Here is a 16,187-nt window from a genome sequence, read left to right on the forward strand (position 1 = left end):
TGTTTAATCATTAGTAAATATTAACTTTCATTTGTGACACGACCAGTATCTAGAAGGCTGTTTTGGACTTCTGGAGACAATTATCCATGTTTCAATATGATGTTTATTCTTTCTCTTTGGTCGATCATATTAACGTGTTCCCCAACTGCTACCAAGACATAACGATCATCAATCACTTAAAATCGATAATGTCTTGTCGCCCTTGCAAAATACGACAAACAAGACCTATTCGTGGAATCTGAATCAGTTTCGCTTTACAACGTTCACCTAAATGAGAGTTTGAATATTTTAAGTATATCCAAGCATCTAGCATTAAACCTCACGACTCATTTACCTTAGAAACAAATAGAATTGTCAAAACGCGTAGGGCCAACAGTATTTACTTTTCAATAATCGATTGAATGTCCTGAAAAACCTTATCAATATCTTGATCACCATTAATGGTTACAAGGTATCCTCTATCTTCATAGAAGTCTAGTAACGGTTTGGATTGTTCGATGTTAATGTTCAAACGATTTTTAACCGTTTCTGGTTTGTCATCATCACGTTGAATTAACGCTGAACCATCTTTATCACATATACCCTCTTTTTCTGGAGGATTATACATCACATGATACGCTCTACCACATGTTGGACAAATTCTACGACCGGATAAACGCTCCACTAATTTCTCTTCTGGTACTTTCACATGTAATACATGGTCAATCGCTTGATTCATATCTGATAAAAGTGTTTGTAAAGCTTCAGCTTGTGGAGTGGTTCTTGGGAAACCATCTAACAAGAACCCTTTCTCACAATCATCTTTACTTAAACGCTCTTTTACGATTCCAATTGTTACTTCGTCCGGAACAAGTGCTCCTTGGTCCATAAAGCTTTTTGCCTTAACACCAAGTTCTGTTCCTTCTTTAATAGCGGATCGGAACATATCTCCTGTTGAAATATGAGGGATGTTATATTTCTCGCTTATTTTCTCTGCCTGTGTACCTTTTCCGGCACCAGGTAAGCCCATTAACAATAAATTCAAAACTTTCCCCTCGCTTCATTGGCAATAATTCTTACTTAATAAATCCTTTGTAGTGTCGCTTCACTAGCTGACCTTCTAACTGCTTCATCGTCTGAATTGCTACACCTACAACGATTAGTAAGCTTGTGCCGCCGATTTGAACTGCTTGTGGAAGTCCTGCAAGTTTACCGAAGACAATCGGCAAAACAGAAACTGCAGCCAAGAATATTGCACCTACAAATGTTAATCGATGAATAACACGTGTAAGATACGTTTCAGTATTTTTACCAGGACGGATTCCTGGGATATATCCACCTTGCTTTTGCAAGTTTTCAGCCATTTGTTCAGGGTTAACTTGAACAAAGGTATAGAAATACGTAAACGCAATAATAAGCACTACATAGATAAGCATACCTATTGTTGTTGTATAATCAAAAATTGATTCAATCGTTGTAGCAACGCTTCCTTCGAAGAATCCAGCAACTGTAGCAGGAGCCATAATAAAGGCAATTGCGAAGATTACTGGGATAACTCCAGCAGCATTTACTTTCAGTGGTAAATGTGTAGAATGGCCACCAACTGGAGAACGGTTTACAAGTTTCTTTGCATATTGAATTGGGATCTTACGTAAAGCTTGTTGTACGAATACTACACCCGCAGTAATCGCAATTATAACTAGAGCAATTAGCGCTACAATAACGATGTTGATAAACAATTCATCACCAGGATTTGAGAAATACGTGGCATATAATTGATTTACCGCATTCGGTACAGCAGCTACGATACCAGCAAAAATGAGTATCGAAATTCCATTCCCAACTCCATTTGCAGTGATCTGTTCACCTAACCACATTAGGAATGTTGTTCCAGCAGTTAATACTAATGCAATGATAAGGAACTTAACAGCATCAGGATTAGGGATTAAGAATCCACCAGCCATCGCGTTAAACCCGATAGACATAGCAATTGCCTGCACAAATGCAAGCACCACTGTTCCATAACGTGTAACTTGAGCTAGTTTTTTCCTACCCACTTCACCTTGTTTTTTCCACTCGGTGAACTTTGGTACAACATCCATTTGTAGTAATTGCATAATAATCGATGCCGTAATGTAAGGCATAATTCCCATTGCTAAAATGGAGAAGTTCATTAATGCCCCACCGCCAAATGTATCTAGAAATCCGAATACATTATTTTGCTGGGTCATAAATTCTAGTGCATTTTTATCTGTGAATGGCACAGGAATAAATGTGCCAAGACGGAATACAATTAACAAAGCTAATGTAAAAAGTATTTTCCGTCTAATGTCAGCCACGCGCATAAAATTGGAGAATGTACGGAACATTAGATCACCTCTGTTTTACCGCCCGCTTCTTCGATAGCTGCTTTTGCAGAAGCAGAGAACTTATGAGCTTTAACGGTATATTTGTTTTCGACGGAACCATTACCAAGTACCTTGATACCTGCTTTTACGTTCTTCACGACACCTGATTCAATTAATAACTCAGGAGTAATTTCTGTGCCGTCTTCAAATCGGTTTAAAACATCTAAGTTCACTATAGCATATTCTTTACGATTTATGTTTGTAAATCCACGTTTTGGTAAACGTTGGAATAAAGGCATTTGTCCTCCTTCAAATCCTGGACGAACACCACCGCCTGAACGAGCGTTTTGTCCTTTATGTCCACGACCTGAAGTTTTTCCGTTACCAGATGATGTTCCGCGACCTACACGGTTTCTCTCTTTACGTGATCCTTCTGCTGGCTTCAATTCATGAAGTTTCATACGAGCACCTCCTCTTTACGCTAATGTTTATTAACCTTCTTTAACGGATACTAAATGGGACACTCTGTTAACCATTCCGCGAACAGCTGGAGTATCTTCAAGTACTACCGTTTGACGAATCTTTCTTAAACCTAGTGCTTCAACGGTTTTCATTTGTTTTTCTTTCGCACCTATAACACTGCGTGTGAGGGTGATTTCTAATTTTTTAGACATAGTGTTTCCCTCCTTATCCTAACAGTTCTTCTACAGACTTTCCTCGTAGTTTTGCTACTTCTTCAGCACGCTTCAGATTAGATAAACCATTCATTGTAGCGCGAATCATATTGATTGGTGTGTTTGAACCAAGTGATTTCGTTAAAATGTCACCAACACCAGCAAGTTCTAATACCGCACGAACTGGACCACCAGAGATAACTCCAGTACCTTCAGAAGCTGGTTTCATTAGTACGTTACCAGATCCGAACACTCCATTAATTTGATGTGGAATCGTAGTTCCAACAATCGGTACAGCGATTAAGTTTTTCTTCGCATCATCAACTGCTTTTCTAATAGCATCTGGTACTTCTTGTGCTTTACCAGTACCAAATCCAACATGGCCGTTCTTATCTCCAACTACAACTAGTGCAGCAAAACGGAAACGACGTCCACCTTTTACAACTTTTGCAACACGGTTAATCGCAACAACACGTTCTTCAAGATCTATTTTATTAGGATCGATTACTGTTTTCATCTGTGTCCCTCCTTTTACAATTAAAATTCAAGACCTGCCGCGCGGGCAGCATCTGCTAATGCTTTTACACGTCCATGATAAAGGTAGCCTCCACGATCAAATACAACTGATTTATGACCTTTATCTTGGGCACGTTTTGCAATTAATTCTCCAACTTTAGTAGCAGCATCAACGCTACCTGTTGAATCTAAGCTTAATTCTTTATCCACAGTAGACGCGCTAACTAATGTTACTCCGTTAGTATCATCAATTAACTGTGCGTAAATGTGTTTATTTGAACGGTACACGTTTAAACGAGGACGCTCAGCTGTTCCGAAAAGATTTTTTCGAACACGATTATGTCTTCTTTTACGTGAAACATTTTTGTCAGGTTTTGTGATCATCTGGGTCACTCCTTTCTCGCCTAACTAACCTTACTTAGCAGTTTTACCTTCTTTACGACGTACATACTCATCAACGTAACGGATACCTTTACCTTTGTAAGGTTCTGGTTTTCTGATAGCTCTGATGTTAGCAGCAACTGCGCCAACTTTCTCTTTATCAATACCTTTTACGATTACAGATGTGTTACTTGGTACATCGATTTCAATACCATCGATTGGATCTATTTCAACCGGATGTGAATATCCAGCGTTTACGATTACTTTATTACCTTGCTTTTGTGCACGATAACCAACACCGATGATTTGAAGTTGTTTTTCAAAACCTTTTGATACACCTTCAACCATGTTAGCTAGTAAGCTACGAGTTGTTCCGTGTAATGAACGATGTTCTTTTTGGTCACTCGGACGTTCAACTGTTACTTGATTTTCTGCAACAACGATCTTCATATCACTATGAAAATCTCTAGTTAGTTCACCCTTAGGGCCTTTTACAGTTACTGTATTACCGTTAAGTTTAATTTCAACACCACTCGGAATCTCAATTGGTTTTAGTCCTATACGAGACATTCCATGCACCTCCTTATCAATAAGAATTAATTACCAAACATATGCAAGTACTTCGCCACCAACAGCTTGTGCGCGTGCTTCTTTATCAGAAAGTACACCTTTAGATGTTGATACGATTGCAATACCTAGACCGTTAAGTACGCGAGGTACTTCACCAGCTTTAGCATAAACACGTAGTCCTGGCTTACTAATACGCTTAATACCTGTAATTACTCTTTCCTCATTTACACCGTACTTAAGGAATACACGCAGAACACCTTGTTTGTTGTCTTCAATAACTTCATAATCACGTACAAAGCCTTCACGTTTTAGAATATCAGCAATTTCAGTTTTAATTTTAGAAGCAGGAAGTTCTAACTTTTCATGTTTAACCATGTTCGCATTACGAATACGAGTTAGCATATCTGCGATTGGATCTGTCATAACCATTAATCATTACCTCCTTCCCGAATCGGGGTTTACCAGCTTGCTTTTTTGACACCAGGAATTTGACCTTTGTAGGCAAGTTCACGGAAACAAATACGGCAAAGTTTAAATTTACGAATTACAGAATGCGGACGACCGCAACGTTCACAGCGAGTATATTCTTGTACTTTATACTTGTGTTCGCGTTTTTGTTTCGCAATCATTGATTTTTTAGCCACAATTTTCCCTCCTTGTATTAGCTCATGTCTATTTTTGGAAAGGCATGCCTAGCTGAGCTAAAAGTTCACGTGCTTCTTCATCAGTATTAGATGTTGTTACGATAACGATATCCATACCACGCACTTTACTTACTTTATCGTAATTAATTTCTGGGAAAATTACCTGTTCTTTAACACCTAAAGTATAGTTACCACGACCATCGAATGCCTTCTTAGAAATACCACGGAAGTCACGTACACGTGGAAGTGAAACAGATACTAACTTTTGTAGGAATTCATACATGCGCTCACCACGAAGAGTAACCTTCGCACCAATCGGCATTCCCTCACGAAGGCGGAAACCTGCGATTGATTTCTTAGCACGAGTAATCATTGGCTTTTGACCAGAAATTAATGCTAATTCTTCAACTGCGCTATCAAGTGCTTTTGAGTTTTGAACAGCGTCACCAACACCCATGTTGATAACGATCTTTTCAAGACCAGGCACTTCCATAACAGACTTGTAATTAAATTTATTCATTAAAGATGGTACAATTTCATCTTGGTATTTTTGTCTTAATTGATTCACCATGTTGCCCTCCTTTCACAGCACATACTATTTATCTAATGCTTCACCGGAACTCTTTGCAATGCGGACTTTTTTGCCATCGCGCACTTCGTGACCAACACGAGTTGGCTTGCCGGATTTTGGATCTACTGGCATCACGTTAGAAACATGAATTGGAGCTTCTTGGTTAAGAATCCCACCTTGTGGATTCTCTTGAGAAGGTTTTGCGTGTTTTTTAATCATGTTTACACCTTCAACAAGAACGCGATCCAATTTTGGATATGCTTCTAAGATAGTGCCTGTTTTACCACGGTCTTTACCGGAAATAACAATAACTTTATCACCTTTTTTTACATGCATGCTTGACGCACCTCCTTACAAGGTAATTCTCTTCTTATAGAACTTCTGGAGCTAGAGATACGATTTTCATGAACTGTGCATCACGTAATTCACGTGCAACTGGACCGAAGATACGAGTTCCTCTTGGACCTTTATCGTCACGGATAATTACTGCAGCATTTTCATCAAAACGAATATATGAGCCGTCTTTACGACGTACACCAGATTTAGTACGTACAATTACCGCCTTTACAACGTCACCCTTTTTGACAACGCCTCCTGGTGTTGCTTGTTTTACAGAACAAACGATAACATCACCAATATTAGCAGTCTTACGACCAGAGCCACCAAGTACTTTGATAGTTAGTAATTCACGCGCACCAGAGTTGTCTGCGACTTTCAAGCGTGTTTCTTGTTGAATCATACGCTTTGAACCTCCCTTCGGATACCTACCGAGCGAAATTTATTATATAATTACCGCTTCTTCAACGATCTCAACTAGACGGAAACGTTTAGTTGCTGATAACGGACGAGTTTCCATGATACGAACAATATCGCCAGTTTTAGCTTGATTGTTTTCATCATGTGCTTTAAATTTCTTAGAATATTTAACACGTTTACCATATAATTTATGGTTTTTATAAGTTTCAACTAAAACAGTGATAGTTTTATCCATTTTATCCGAAACTACACGGCCTGTGTATACTTTACGATTATTACGTTCAGTCATCTTGAGGCTAACCTCCTCTCAATTAGTTGTTTACGCTTAGTTCACGTTGACGTACAACAGTTTTCATACGAGCAATGGTTTTTCTTACTTCACGAATACGCGCAGTGTTTTCAAGTTGACCAGTAGCTAGTTGGAAGCGTAAATTAAATAACTCTTCTTTTAAAGATTTTAACTTTTGTTCAATTTCGGCAGTGGTTAGTTCTCTGATATCATTAGCCTTCATTGATTTCACCACCAATTTCTTCACGTTTTACGAATTTAGTTTTAATCGGAAGTTTGTGAGAAGCAAGACGTAATGCTTCACGAGCAACCTCTTCAGAAACTCCAGCGATTTCAAACATAACCTTTCCAGGCTTTACTACAGCTACCCATCCTTCAGGAGCACCTTTACCGGAACCCATGCGGACCTCTAGGGGCTTCGCTGTATAAGGTTTATCTGGGAAAATTTTGATCCAAACTTTACCGCCACGTTTCATGTAACGAGTCATAGCGATACGGGCAGCTTCGATTTGACGACTTGTAATCCAAGAAGCCTCAAGAGCTTGTAATCCGAATTCACCGAAAGTTACTTGAGTACCACCTTTAGCTTGGCCTCTCATTTTACCACGATGTTGTCTACGATATTTAACACGTTTAGGCATTAACATGTAATTTGCCCCCTTCCTTATTTGTTCGTTTTAGTTGGAAGGACTTCGCCACGATAGATCCACACTTTAATACCAAGTTTACCGTATGTTGTATCAGCTTCTGCTGTTGCATAATCGATATCAGCACGTAATGTGTGTAGTGGAACAGTTCCTTCACTGTAATGTTCAGCACGAGCAATATCCGCGCCACCTAGACGACCAGATACTTGTGTTTTAATTCCTTTTGCACCAGCACGCATCGCACGTTGGATTGCTTGCTTTTGTGCACGACGGAATGAAATACGATTTTCTAATTGACGAGCAATATTTTCAGCAACTAGTTTAGCATTTACATCAACTTTCTTGATTTCAACAATGTTAATGTGAACGCGTTTGCCAGTTAAGCTATTTAATGAGTTACGTAGAGCTTCTACTTCAGATCCGCCTTTACCAATAACCATACCTGGTTTACCAGTGTGAATCGTAATGTTAACACGATTTGCAGCACGTTCGATTTCAACTTGTGAAATAGCTGCAGTTTTTAAGCGGTTTTCAAGATATTCTCTGATTTTAATATCTTCATGTAGTAAGTCTGCATAGTCTTTGCCAGCGTACCATTTAGACTCCCAGTCTTTAATGATACCAACGCGAAGACCTGTTGGATTCACTTTTTGACCCACTAACTACCCCTCCTTCTTTTCTGTTAAAACCACTGTAATGTGGCTAGTGCGCTTATTAATTTTGCTTGCACGTCCTTGAGCGCGTGGACGGAAACGTTTTAGTGTTACACCTTCATTAACGAATGCTTCAGAAACAACTAAGCTTTCTGGATCCATTTCGTAGTTGTGTTCTGCGTTTGCGATTGCAGACTTTAACACTTTCTCTACTACTGGAGATGCACCGCGTTGTGTGTGGCGTAGAATAGCAATTGCTTCGCCAACTTCTTTTCCTCGAATTAAATCAACGACTAATCGTACTTTACGAGGAGCAATACGAACTGATTTAGCTATGGCTTTAGCTTGCATTTAGAGCGCCTCCTCTCATTAGCGTTTAGTTTTCTTATCGTCACTAGCATGCCCTTTATACGTACGTGTTGGAGCAAATTCACCTAATTTATGTCCAACCATGTCTTCTGTTACATAAACAGGAACATGTTTGCGTCCGTCATACACAGCAATAGTGTGGCCGATAAATGTCGGGAATATAGTAGAACGACGTGACCAAGTTTTAATTACTTGCTTCTTGTCAGATTCATTCAATTGATCGATCTTTTTCAATAGATGGTCATCTGCAAAAGGTCCCTTTTTTAAGCTACGACCCATGGATAAACCTCCTTTCGAAGTTCAGGGATGGAATTTTCCATCTTAAGTTTACGATTATTTTTTACGTTTACGCACAATATACTTATCTGAAGCTTTATTACGTTTACGTGTTTTGTAACCAAGTGTTGGTTTGCCCCATGGTGACATTGGTGATTTACGACCGATTGGTGCGCGTCCTTCACCACCACCGTGTGGGTGATCATTCGGGTTCATTACAGATCCACGTACAGTTGGGCGGATACCTTTCCAACGAGAACGTCCTGCTTTACCAACGCGAATTAATTCATGTTCTAAGTTACCTACTTGACCTACAGTTGCGCGGCAAGTTGATAATACTAAACGAACTTCACCAGAAGCTAAACGCACTAATGTGTATTTTTCTTCACGACCAAGGATTTGAGCTTCTGCACCAGCAGAACGTGCTAGTTGTCCACCATTACCTGGTTTAAGTTCGATATTGTGAATTACAGTACCTACTGGAATGTTTGCAAGTGGAAGTGCATTACCCACTTTAATATCAGCTTCTACTCCAGATTCAATCATTTGACCAACTTCAATGCCTTTTGGTGCAAGGATATAACGCTTCTCACCATCAGCGTAGTTAATTAATGCAATGTTAGCGGAACGGTTCGGATCGTATTCGACTGTAGCAACGCGACCTGGAATACCATCTTTATCACGTTTGAAATCAATAATACGATATTGACGCTTATGACCGCCACCTTGATGACGAACGGTTAATTTCCCTTGGTTATTACGTCCACCACGTTTTGGTAGAGGCGCAAGTAGGGATTTCTCCGGTTGATCTGTAGTGATATCAGCAAAATCAGATACAGACATGTTACGTCTACCATTAGAGGTAGGTTTGAATTTTTTAATCGCCATCTTTTTTCCCTCCTTCTCTTAGTTAATTTTAGCCTTCAAAGAAGTCTAAGTCTTTGCTGTCAGCAGAAAGCTGAACGATAGCTTTTTTGCGATTTGGACGGTAACCACCGTAACGACCCATTCGCTTGAATTTACCTTTTAGGTTCATTGTGTTTACTTTTTCAACTTTCACACCAAAGATTTCTTCAACGGCATCTTTGATTTGAGTTCGGTTAGCTTTTGTGCTTACTTCGAACGTATATTTCTTCTCTGCCATTAAGTCAGCAGAATTCTCCGTAATTACAGGGCGCTTAATAATATCACGTGCATCAGTCATTATGCAAGCACCTCCCCTGCTTTTTCAGCTGCATCTTTCGTTAAGATCAACTTGTCATGCATTAATAAATCAAGAACGTTAACTTCAGTTACAGTTAGAACTTTAACGCCTTGTAGGTTGTTTGCTGAACGAATAACATTCTCATCTGTATCAGCAGTTACGATTAAAGCTTTTTCGTTTACGTTTAAAGCACCAAGCATTTTTATAACTTCTTTAGTTTTAGGTGCGTCCATTACTAGACTTTCTAATACTAATAGGCTTTCTTCTTTTACTTTAGAAGATAATGCAGATCTAAGTGCTAAACGACGTACTTTCTTTGGAAGTTTGTAGCTGTAGCTACGAGGTGTAGGTCCGAAAACGACTCCACCGCCAACCCATTGTGGTGAGCGAATAGATCCTTGACGTGCACGACCTGTACCTTTTTGGCGCCATGGTTTGCGTCCACCGCCACGTACTTCAGAACGATTTTTAACAGCATGTGTACCTTGACGCATAGATGCGCGTTGCATCACAACTGCCTCATGTAATACATGTGTGTTTGGTTCAATACCGAATACTGCTTCGTTTAATTCGAATTCTCCAGCTTGTGAACCATCTTGTTTAAATAGTGCTACTTTAGGCATGACATATCCTCCCTTCGTTTATATGATTAGTTAGCCTTAACTGCACTCGTGATTTTTACGAATGATTTTTTTGAGCCTGGTACATTACCTTTGATTAATAGTAAGTTACGTTCAACGTCAACACTTACTACTTCAAGGTTTTGAATAGTTACTTGTTCAGCACCCATATGACCAGGTAAGTTTTTCCCAGGGAATACGCGCATTGGGTCAACAGCACCCATAGAACCTGGTGATCTGTGATAATGAGAACCGTGAGACATAGGTCCACGTGATTGGTTGTGGCGCTTAATTACACCCTGGAATCCTTTACCTTTAGAAGTTCCAGTTACATCAACCATTTCTCCAGCTTGGAAAACTTCAACGCTAAGCTCTTGACCTACTTCATACTCATCAAGATTAACGTTACGGATTTCACGAACGTAGCGCTTAGGGGTTGTGTTTGCTTTTTCAGCATGACCTTTCTCCGCTTTGTTAGTACGTGATTCCTTCAGTTCTTGGAAACCGATTTGAATTGCTTCATAACCGTCGTTTTCAAGAGTTCTTTTTTGTAAAACTACGTTAGGTTCAGCCTGAACAACAGTTACCGGGATTAGTTCACCGTTTTCGTTAAACAATTGAGTCATGCCGATTTTTCGACCTAAGATTCCTTTCGTCATCCGTTACACCTCCTATTATAAGAACAAAATTTTATAGTTTGATTTCAATGTCAACACCAGATGGTAAGTCTAAACGCATTAGCGAATCAACTGTTTGTGGTGTTGGATTTACAATATCGATTAGACGTTTATGAGTACGCATCTCGAATTGCTCACGTGAGTCCTTGTACTTATGCACCGCACGCAAGATTGTGTAAACAGCTTTTTCTGTAGGTAATGGAATCGGACCAGAAACTTTTGCTCCAGAACGCTTCGCAGTATCTACGATTTTTTCAGCAGACTGATCTAGAATACGATGATCATATGCTTTTAAACGAATTCTAATTTTCTCTTTTGCCATTATTTTCCCTCCTTTTCGCCCATATTATTATAGACATACTCCGTGAAAATTCCTTAGCAACCGCCCATGGCAAAGGGGCCGGGTGTGCCAACAACCTTCCACATCATCGCCTGAAACGACCAACATTCTTATTATATAGAATATGACCGTCTAGTGCAACCCTTTTTTTAAAGAAATACTAATCTGTTGCACAACTATGTATTATACTTACTATTCTCAGTGATTGCAAGGTTTCTAGAGAGTTTTTTTATTGGGAAAGTCTGGGGAGTTTATTGATAAATTTATCAAACTACTATCAATTTTTCAGTTTCTAAGATAGCAAGAGATAAAGCAGGAAAATCACAGTAAATTATTCCTAGAATTTCAGATGTTCTTGACAATCAAAGGCTGGGACAAAAGTAATTCTATCCAAGGTAAATCCGAACATTATTGTTAGTGCACATAACTCGCCCCGGAAATATACTTCGCTTTCCGTGGGCGGCTGGTGAGCCTCCTCAGAGCTATCGCTCTTGCGGGGTCTCACCGAAGCCTATCCTCCCACAGGAGTCTCCGCATATTTCCGGGGCTAATATGGCGTTTGTTCGTTTTTACATCCCTTTGATTTAGTTATGTCCCAGTCTCTCTTTACAAACAAAAAAACAGGTAACGATTATCGTTACCTGTTTTTATTTCATTCGTTATTACTTTTGGATAGATGATACAACACCAGATCCAACAGTACGTCCACCCTCACGGATAGAGAAACGAGTACCTTCTTCAATAGCGATTGGAGAGATTAGTTCAACGACCATTTCGATGTTATCTCCAGGCATTACCATTTCTACGCCTTCTGGAAGATTAACAACTCCAGTTACATCAGTTGTACGGAAGTAGAACTGTGGGCGGTAGTTAGAGAAGAATGGAGTATGACGTCCACCTTCTTCTTTTGATAATACGTAAACTTCAGCTTTGAAGTTAGTGTGTGGAGTGATAGTACCTGGTTTAGCAAGTACTTGACCACGAGTGATATCTTCACGAGCAACCCCACGAAGTAGTGCACCAATGTTATCTCCAGCTTCTGCATAATCAAGAAGCTTACGGAACATTTCAACACCAGTTACTGTAGACTTGCTTGATTCTTCTGTAAGACCGATGATTTCAATTTCATCTCCAACTTTAACTTGGCCACGCTCAACACGACCAGTTGCAACTGTACCACGACCAGTGATAGAGAATACATCCTCAACTGGCATCATGAATGGTTTTTCAGTGTCACGTTCTGGAGTTGGTACATATTCATCAACAGCGTTCATTAGCTCAACGATTCTTTCTTCATAATCAGCATCGCCTTCTAGAGCTTTAAGAGCAGAACCTTTGATTACTGGTACATCGTCACCAGGGAAGTCATATTCAGATAATAGATCACGAACTTCCATTTCAACTAGTTCTAATAGTTCTTCGTCATCAACCATGTCAACTTTGTTTAAGAAAACAACGATTGTTGGAACACCTACGTTACGAGAAAGTAGGATGTGCTCACGAGTTTGAGGCATTGGGCCATCAGCAGCAGATACTACTAGGATAGCTCCGTCCATTTGTGCAGCACCAGTGATCATGTTTTTAACATAGTCAGCGTGACCTGGGCAGTCAACGTGCGCATAGTGACGAGTTTCAGTTTCGTATTCTACGTGAGAAGTAGCGATTGTAATACCGCGTTCTCTTTCTTCTGGAGCACTATCAATTAGGTCATAACCCATTGCAGTACCTTTACCAGATTTCTTAGCCATTACAGTTGTAATAGCAGCAGTTAAAGTAGTTTTACCATGGTCAACGTGTCCGATTGTACCAATGTTTACGTGACTCTTGGAGCGGTCAAATTTTTCTTTAGCCATTTATATTTCCTCCTTTAATTAAATGAAATATTTTAAGTATATGTTGGAGCTAAGAAATAACGGCTTGTGCTATTTCTTAGCCTACATTAAAAGTTATACTTGAGAATGAAGAAAAAATCAATTATTCTCCAGCGTTTTTCTTAATAATTTCTTCAGATACACTCTTCGGTACTTCTTCATAGTGATCGAAGTGCATTGTGTATTGTCCACGACCTTGCGTGTTAGAACGTAATGCAGTTGCATAACCAAACATTTCAGCAAGTGGTACGAACGCTTTAACTACTTGTAGTTGTCCGCGTGCTTCCATACCTTCCATGCGTCCACGACGAGAAGTAATATCACCGATGATGTCACCCATGTATTCTTCCGGCATAACAACTTCTACTCTCATCATTGGTTCAAGTAGAACTGGGTTACATTTATTCTTAGCAGCTTTAAGTGCCATAGATGCAGCGACTTTAAACGCCATTTCGTTTGAGTCAACATCATGGTAGCTACCGTCGAATAAAGCAGCTTTAACGTCGATTAGTGGATATCCAGCTAATACACCGTTTTCCATTGCTTCTCTAACACCTTGTTCTACAGCAGGGATGTATTCACGAGGAACTACCCCACCAACGATTTTGTTTTCAAATTCAAAGCCAGCGCCTTCTTCGTTTGGTTCAAATTTGATCCAAACATGACCGAATTGTCCACGTCCACCAGACTGACGTACGAATTTACCTTCGACTTCAGCAGCTTGACGGAATGTTTCACGGTATGCAACCTGAGGTGCACCTACGTTAGCTTCAACTTTGAACTCACGTCTCATACGGTCAACAATGATGTCTAGGTGAAGTTCACCCATACCAGAGATAATTGTCTGACCAGTTTCTTGGTTCGTTTCAGTTCTGAAAGTTGGATCTTCTTCAGCAAGTTTACCTAAAGCGATACCCATCTTATCTTGGTCACCTTTAGTTTTTGGCTCGATAGCAACTGAGATAACCGGTTCTGGGAACTCCATAGATTCTAAGATGACAAGATTCTTTTCATCACATAAAGTATCACCAGTTGATGTATCTTTCAATCCTACTGCAGCTGCAATTTCCCCAGAATAAACTGTTGGAATCTCTTCACGAGAGTTTGCGTGCATTTGTAGAATACGTCCGACACGTTCACGTTTATCTTTAACAGAGTTACGTACATATGAACCAGCATCAAGTGTTCCAGAGTATACACGGAAGAATGTTAGTTTACCAACAAACGGATCCGTCATTACTTTAAATGCTAATGCTGAGAAAGGCTCGTCATCAGAAGATTTACGAGTTACCTTTTCCTCTGAATCAGGAAGTGTACCTTCGATTGCTGGTACATCTGTTGGAGCTGGTAGGTAGTCAATAACACCATCAAGCATTAATTGAACACCTTTGTTTTTAAACGCAGATCCACAGAATACTGGATAAAATTCTACAGATAATGTAGCGTTACGGATTGCCTTTTTAAGTTCTTCGTTGGAGATTTCTTCTCCTTCTAGATACTTCATCATCAGTTCTTCATCTAGTTCAGAAACTGATTCAACAAGGCTAGCACGTAATTCTTCTGCTTTACCTTTAAGTTCTTCCGGAATCTCAGTAGATTCAGCACGTGTACCTAAATCATCTGTATAGTGGTATGCTACCATGTCGATTAGGTCGATAATTCCAGTGAATTGATCTTCTGCACCGATTGGAAGTTGTACTGGGTGAGCGTTTGCTCCCAGACGTTCTTTTAACGTACCAACAGAGTATAGGAAGTCAGCACCCGTTTTATCCATTTTGTTAATAAACACGATACGAGGAACACCGTACGTTGTAGCTTGACGCCATACTGTTTCTGTTTGAGGCTCAACACCAGATTGAGCATCTAGAACTGTAACAGCTCCATCAAGTACACGTAGTGAACGTTCAACCTCAACAGTGAAGTCTACGTGTCCTGGTGTATCAATGATATTGATACGGTGACCTTTCCATTGAGCAGTAGTTGCAGCAGAAGTGATTGTGATTCCGCGCTCTTGCTCTTGCTCCATCCAGTCCATTTGGGAAGCACCTTCATGTGTTTCACCAATTTTGTGAATGCGTCCTGTATAGAAAAGAATACGCTCGGTCGTAGTGGTTTTACCTGCATCGATGTGTGCCATAATACCAATATTGCGCGTCTTTTCCAAGGAGAACTCTCTTGCCATGTATTCTTCTCCTTCCTGTTAAAACCTTTAGTTTTTGTTTAAGTAAGCTTAAATAGTCTGGGTAAAAAAGACACATAATGCTTAGCGGTCCTTTTTATCCTCCTATTTAAACAAGTTCTATGATTACCAACGGTAGTGAGCAAACGCTTTGTTTGCTTCTGCCATTTTGTGCATGTCTTCGCGTTTCTTAACAGAAGCACCTGTGTTGTTAGATGCGTCTAGAATTTCGTTAGCTAAACGTTCTTCCATTGTTTTCTCTCCGCGTAAGCGTGCATAGTTAACAATATAACGTAAACCTAAAGTTTGACGACGTTCTGGACGAACTTCAACTGGTACTTGGTAGTTAGAACCACCAACACGGCGTGCACGTACTTCAAGTACAGGCATTACGTTTTTCATTGCTTGCTCAAATACTTCCATCGGATTTTGTCCGCTGCGTTGTTCTACTAGTTCAAAAGCGTTATAAAGAAGCTTTTGTGCTACACCGCGCTTACCATCAACCATAATTTGGTTGATTAAACGAGTTACTAGTTTTGAATTATAAAGTGGATCTGGCAAGACATCGCGCTTAGGTACTGGTCCTTTACGTGGCATATGTCCCCCTCCTTTCCTGTATCTAT

At 39.9% G+C, this 16,187-nt stretch carries 26 protein-coding genes; all 26 read right to left on the minus strand.

Annotation, left to right across the window (positions count from 1 at the left end; all coding sequences use genetic code 11):
• Positions 1–379 precede the first annotated feature (379 nt).
• The 26 genes from TE34_RS02565 to rpsG all read right to left on the minus strand — a co-directional run bounded on the left by TE34_RS02565 (position 380) and on the right by rpsG (position 16,161).
• The gene (locus TE34_RS02565) at positions 380–1,024 is read right to left on the minus strand and encodes an adenylate kinase (protein WP_047983268.1); all 645 of its coding nucleotides are present in this window, start codon (positions 1,022–1,024) and stop codon (positions 380–382) included.
• Between the two features lie 31 nt (positions 1,025–1,055).
• Positions 1,056–2,348: a preprotein translocase subunit SecY gene (gene secY / locus TE34_RS02570; RefSeq protein ID WP_047983269.1), complete on the minus strand. Its 1,293-nt coding sequence runs from the start codon at positions 2,346–2,348 to the stop codon at positions 1,056–1,058.
• Positions 2,348–2,788, minus strand: coding sequence for a 50S ribosomal protein L15 (gene rplO, locus TE34_RS02575; protein WP_047983270.1), 441 nt, complete (start codon positions 2,786–2,788; stop codon positions 2,348–2,350). Before rplO ends, secY begins: the two co-directional genes overlap by 1 nt.
• 30 nt (positions 2,789–2,818) lie before the next feature.
• Positions 2,819–3,001 carry a 50S ribosomal protein L30 gene (rpmD, locus tag TE34_RS02580; RefSeq protein WP_047983271.1) on the minus strand — a complete coding sequence of 61 codons (183 nt, stop codon included), beginning with the start codon at positions 2,999–3,001 and terminating at the stop codon, positions 2,819–2,821.
• A 13-nt stretch (positions 3,002–3,014) separates the two neighbouring features.
• The gene (gene rpsE, locus TE34_RS02585) at positions 3,015–3,518 is read right to left on the minus strand and encodes a 30S ribosomal protein S5 (RefSeq protein ID WP_047983272.1); all 504 of its coding nucleotides are present in this window, start codon (positions 3,516–3,518) and stop codon (positions 3,015–3,017) included.
• 20 nt (positions 3,519–3,538) lie between these two features.
• Positions 3,539–3,901: a 50S ribosomal protein L18 gene (gene rplR, locus TE34_RS02590; RefSeq protein WP_047983273.1), complete on the minus strand. Its 363-nt coding sequence runs from the start codon at positions 3,899–3,901 to the stop codon at positions 3,539–3,541.
• 30 nt (positions 3,902–3,931) lie between these two features.
• On the minus strand, positions 3,932–4,468 hold the full coding sequence (gene rplF / locus TE34_RS02595) for a 50S ribosomal protein L6 (RefSeq protein WP_047983274.1): 537 nt from the start codon (positions 4,466–4,468) through the stop codon (positions 3,932–3,934).
• Between the two features lie 30 nt (positions 4,469–4,498).
• Positions 4,499–4,897 (minus strand): 30S ribosomal protein S8, encoded by a 399-nt coding sequence (rpsH, locus tag TE34_RS02600; protein ID WP_047983275.1) that lies wholly within the window; start codon positions 4,895–4,897, stop codon positions 4,499–4,501.
• Positions 4,898–4,926: 29 nt separating this feature from the next.
• Positions 4,927–5,112, minus strand: coding sequence for a type Z 30S ribosomal protein S14 (locus TE34_RS02605; RefSeq protein ID WP_047983276.1), 186 nt, complete (start codon positions 5,110–5,112; stop codon positions 4,927–4,929).
• Between the two features lie 28 nt (positions 5,113–5,140).
• Positions 5,141–5,680, minus strand: a complete 540-nt coding sequence (gene rplE, locus TE34_RS02610; protein ID WP_084710603.1) for a 50S ribosomal protein L5 — start codon at positions 5,678–5,680, stop codon at positions 5,141–5,143.
• A 27-nt stretch (positions 5,681–5,707) separates the two neighbouring features.
• On the minus strand, positions 5,708–6,019 hold the full coding sequence (gene rplX, locus TE34_RS02615; RefSeq protein ID WP_047983278.1) for a 50S ribosomal protein L24: 312 nt from the start codon (positions 6,017–6,019) through the stop codon (positions 5,708–5,710).
• Between the two features lie 34 nt (positions 6,020–6,053).
• Positions 6,054–6,422, minus strand: coding sequence for a 50S ribosomal protein L14 (gene rplN / locus TE34_RS02620; RefSeq protein ID WP_047983279.1), 369 nt, complete (start codon positions 6,420–6,422; stop codon positions 6,054–6,056).
• A 42-nt stretch (positions 6,423–6,464) separates the two neighbouring features.
• Positions 6,465–6,728 carry a 30S ribosomal protein S17 gene (gene rpsQ / locus TE34_RS02625; RefSeq protein ID WP_026907483.1) on the minus strand — a complete coding sequence of 88 codons (264 nt, stop codon included), beginning with the start codon at positions 6,726–6,728 and terminating at the stop codon, positions 6,465–6,467.
• A 22-nt stretch (positions 6,729–6,750) separates the two neighbouring features.
• A complete protein-coding gene (gene rpmC / locus TE34_RS02630) occupies positions 6,751–6,951 on the minus strand; it encodes a 50S ribosomal protein L29 (protein ID WP_047983280.1) in 201 nt (66 codons plus the stop codon).
• Positions 6,941–7,375 carry a 50S ribosomal protein L16 gene (gene rplP / locus TE34_RS02635; RefSeq protein ID WP_047983281.1) on the minus strand — a complete coding sequence of 145 codons (435 nt, stop codon included), beginning with the start codon at positions 7,373–7,375 and terminating at the stop codon, positions 6,941–6,943. Before rplP ends, rpmC begins: the two co-directional genes overlap by 11 nt.
• A 17-nt stretch (positions 7,376–7,392) precedes the next feature.
• The gene (rpsC, locus tag TE34_RS02640) at positions 7,393–8,034 is read right to left on the minus strand and encodes a 30S ribosomal protein S3 (protein ID WP_047983282.1); all 642 of its coding nucleotides are present in this window, start codon (positions 8,032–8,034) and stop codon (positions 7,393–7,395) included.
• Positions 8,035–8,037: 3 nt separating this feature from the next.
• On the minus strand, positions 8,038–8,379 hold the full coding sequence (gene rplV, locus TE34_RS02645) for a 50S ribosomal protein L22 (RefSeq protein ID WP_047983283.1): 342 nt from the start codon (positions 8,377–8,379) through the stop codon (positions 8,038–8,040).
• 18 nt (positions 8,380–8,397) lie between these two features.
• Positions 8,398–8,676, minus strand: a complete 279-nt coding sequence (gene rpsS, locus TE34_RS02650) for a 30S ribosomal protein S19 (RefSeq protein ID WP_047983284.1) — start codon at positions 8,674–8,676, stop codon at positions 8,398–8,400.
• Between the two features lie 54 nt (positions 8,677–8,730).
• Complete coding sequence (gene rplB / locus TE34_RS02655; RefSeq protein ID WP_047983285.1) at positions 8,731–9,561, minus strand: 50S ribosomal protein L2; 831 nt, start codon at positions 9,559–9,561, stop codon at positions 8,731–8,733.
• Positions 9,562–9,589: 28 nt separating this feature from the next.
• A complete protein-coding gene (rplW, locus tag TE34_RS02660) occupies positions 9,590–9,877 on the minus strand; it encodes a 50S ribosomal protein L23 (protein ID WP_047983286.1) in 288 nt (95 codons plus the stop codon).
• The gene (gene rplD, locus TE34_RS02665) at positions 9,877–10,500 is read right to left on the minus strand and encodes a 50S ribosomal protein L4 (RefSeq protein WP_047983287.1); all 624 of its coding nucleotides are present in this window, start codon (positions 10,498–10,500) and stop codon (positions 9,877–9,879) included. Before rplD ends, rplW begins: the two co-directional genes overlap by 1 nt.
• A 26-nt stretch (positions 10,501–10,526) precedes the next feature.
• Positions 10,527–11,156 carry a 50S ribosomal protein L3 gene (rplC, locus tag TE34_RS02670; protein ID WP_047983288.1) on the minus strand — a complete coding sequence of 210 codons (630 nt, stop codon included), beginning with the start codon at positions 11,154–11,156 and terminating at the stop codon, positions 10,527–10,529.
• A 31-nt stretch (positions 11,157–11,187) separates the two neighbouring features.
• Positions 11,188–11,496 (minus strand): 30S ribosomal protein S10, encoded by a 309-nt coding sequence (gene rpsJ / locus TE34_RS02675; RefSeq protein ID WP_010095771.1) that lies wholly within the window; start codon positions 11,494–11,496, stop codon positions 11,188–11,190.
• A gap of 680 nt (positions 11,497–12,176) precedes the next feature.
• A complete protein-coding gene (gene tuf, locus TE34_RS02680) occupies positions 12,177–13,367 on the minus strand; it encodes an elongation factor Tu (RefSeq protein WP_047983289.1) in 1,191 nt (396 codons plus the stop codon).
• Between the two features lie 121 nt (positions 13,368–13,488).
• A complete protein-coding gene (gene fusA, locus TE34_RS02685; RefSeq protein WP_047983290.1) occupies positions 13,489–15,567 on the minus strand; it encodes an elongation factor G in 2,079 nt (692 codons plus the stop codon).
• 123 nt (positions 15,568–15,690) lie between these two features.
• Complete coding sequence (gene rpsG / locus TE34_RS02690; RefSeq protein WP_047983291.1) at positions 15,691–16,161, minus strand: 30S ribosomal protein S7; 471 nt, start codon at positions 16,159–16,161, stop codon at positions 15,691–15,693.
• Positions 16,162–16,187 lie beyond the last annotated feature (26 nt).

It is taken from the genome of Ornithinibacillus californiensis (assembly GCF_001038485.1).
GTDB lineage: Bacteria > Bacillota > Bacilli > Bacillales > Amphibacillaceae > Ornithinibacillus > Ornithinibacillus californiensis.

Excerpts from the sequence above, each read along its gene's own strand:
- rpsE (WP_047983272.1), bottom strand. The coding sequence starts at position 3,518 with ATGAAAACAGTAATCGATCCTAATAAAATAGATCTTGAAGAACGTGTT.
- rplF (WP_047983274.1), bottom strand. The coding sequence starts at position 4,468 with ATGTCTCGTATAGGACTAAAACCAATTGAGATTCCGAGTGGTGTTGAA.
- rplW (WP_047983286.1), bottom strand. The coding sequence starts at position 9,877 with ATGACTGATGCACGTGATATTATTAAGCGCCCTGTAATTACGGAGAAT.
- rpsG (WP_047983291.1), bottom strand. The coding sequence starts at position 16,161 with ATGCCACGTAAAGGACCAGTACCTAAGCGCGATGTCTTGCCAGATCCA.
- secY (WP_047983269.1), bottom strand. The coding sequence starts at position 2,348 with ATGTTCCGTACATTCTCCAATTTTATGCGCGTGGCTGACATTAGACGG.
- rplN (WP_047983279.1), bottom strand. The coding sequence starts at position 6,422 with ATGATTCAACAAGAAACACGCTTGAAAGTCGCAGACAACTCTGGTGCG.
- rplX (WP_047983278.1), bottom strand. The coding sequence starts at position 6,019 with ATGCATGTAAAAAAAGGTGATAAAGTTATTGTTATTTCCGGTAAAGAC.
- rplV (WP_047983283.1), bottom strand. The coding sequence starts at position 8,379 with ATGCAAGCTAAAGCCATAGCTAAATCAGTTCGTATTGCTCCTCGTAAA.
- rplO (WP_047983270.1), bottom strand. The coding sequence starts at position 2,788 with ATGAAACTTCATGAATTGAAGCCAGCAGAAGGATCACGTAAAGAGAGA.
- rpsS (WP_047983284.1), bottom strand. The coding sequence starts at position 8,676 with ATGGGTCGTAGCTTAAAAAAGGGACCTTTTGCAGATGACCATCTATTG.
- rplC (WP_047983288.1), bottom strand. The coding sequence starts at position 11,156 with ATGACGAAAGGAATCTTAGGTCGAAAAATCGGCATGACTCAATTGTTT.
- fusA (WP_047983290.1), bottom strand. The coding sequence starts at position 15,567 with ATGGCAAGAGAGTTCTCCTTGGAAAAGACGCGCAATATTGGTATTATG.
- rplR (WP_047983273.1), bottom strand. The coding sequence starts at position 3,901 with ATGATCACAAAACCTGACAAAAATGTTTCACGTAAAAGAAGACATAAT.
- rpsH (WP_047983275.1), bottom strand. The coding sequence starts at position 4,897 with ATGGTTATGACAGATCCAATCGCAGATATGCTAACTCGTATTCGTAAT.
- rpsQ (WP_026907483.1), bottom strand. The coding sequence starts at position 6,728 with ATGACTGAACGTAATAATCGTAAAGTATACACAGGCCGTGTAGTTTCG.
- rplP (WP_047983281.1), bottom strand. The coding sequence starts at position 7,375 with ATGTTAATGCCTAAACGTGTTAAATATCGTAGACAACATCGTGGTAAA.
- rpmD (WP_047983271.1), bottom strand. The coding sequence starts at position 3,001 with ATGTCTAAAAAATTAGAAATCACCCTCACACGCAGTGTTATAGGTGCG.
- rplB (WP_047983285.1), bottom strand. The coding sequence starts at position 9,561 with ATGGCGATTAAAAAATTCAAACCTACCTCTAATGGTAGACGTAACATG.
- tuf (WP_047983289.1), bottom strand. The coding sequence starts at position 13,367 with ATGGCTAAAGAAAAATTTGACCGCTCCAAGAGTCACGTAAACATTGGT.
- rpsJ (WP_010095771.1), bottom strand. The coding sequence starts at position 11,496 with ATGGCAAAAGAGAAAATTAGAATTCGTTTAAAAGCATATGATCATCGT.
- rplD (WP_047983287.1), bottom strand. The coding sequence starts at position 10,500 with ATGCCTAAAGTAGCACTATTTAAACAAGATGGTTCACAAGCTGGAGAA.
- rpmC (WP_047983280.1), bottom strand. The coding sequence starts at position 6,951 with ATGAAGGCTAATGATATCAGAGAACTAACCACTGCCGAAATTGAACAA.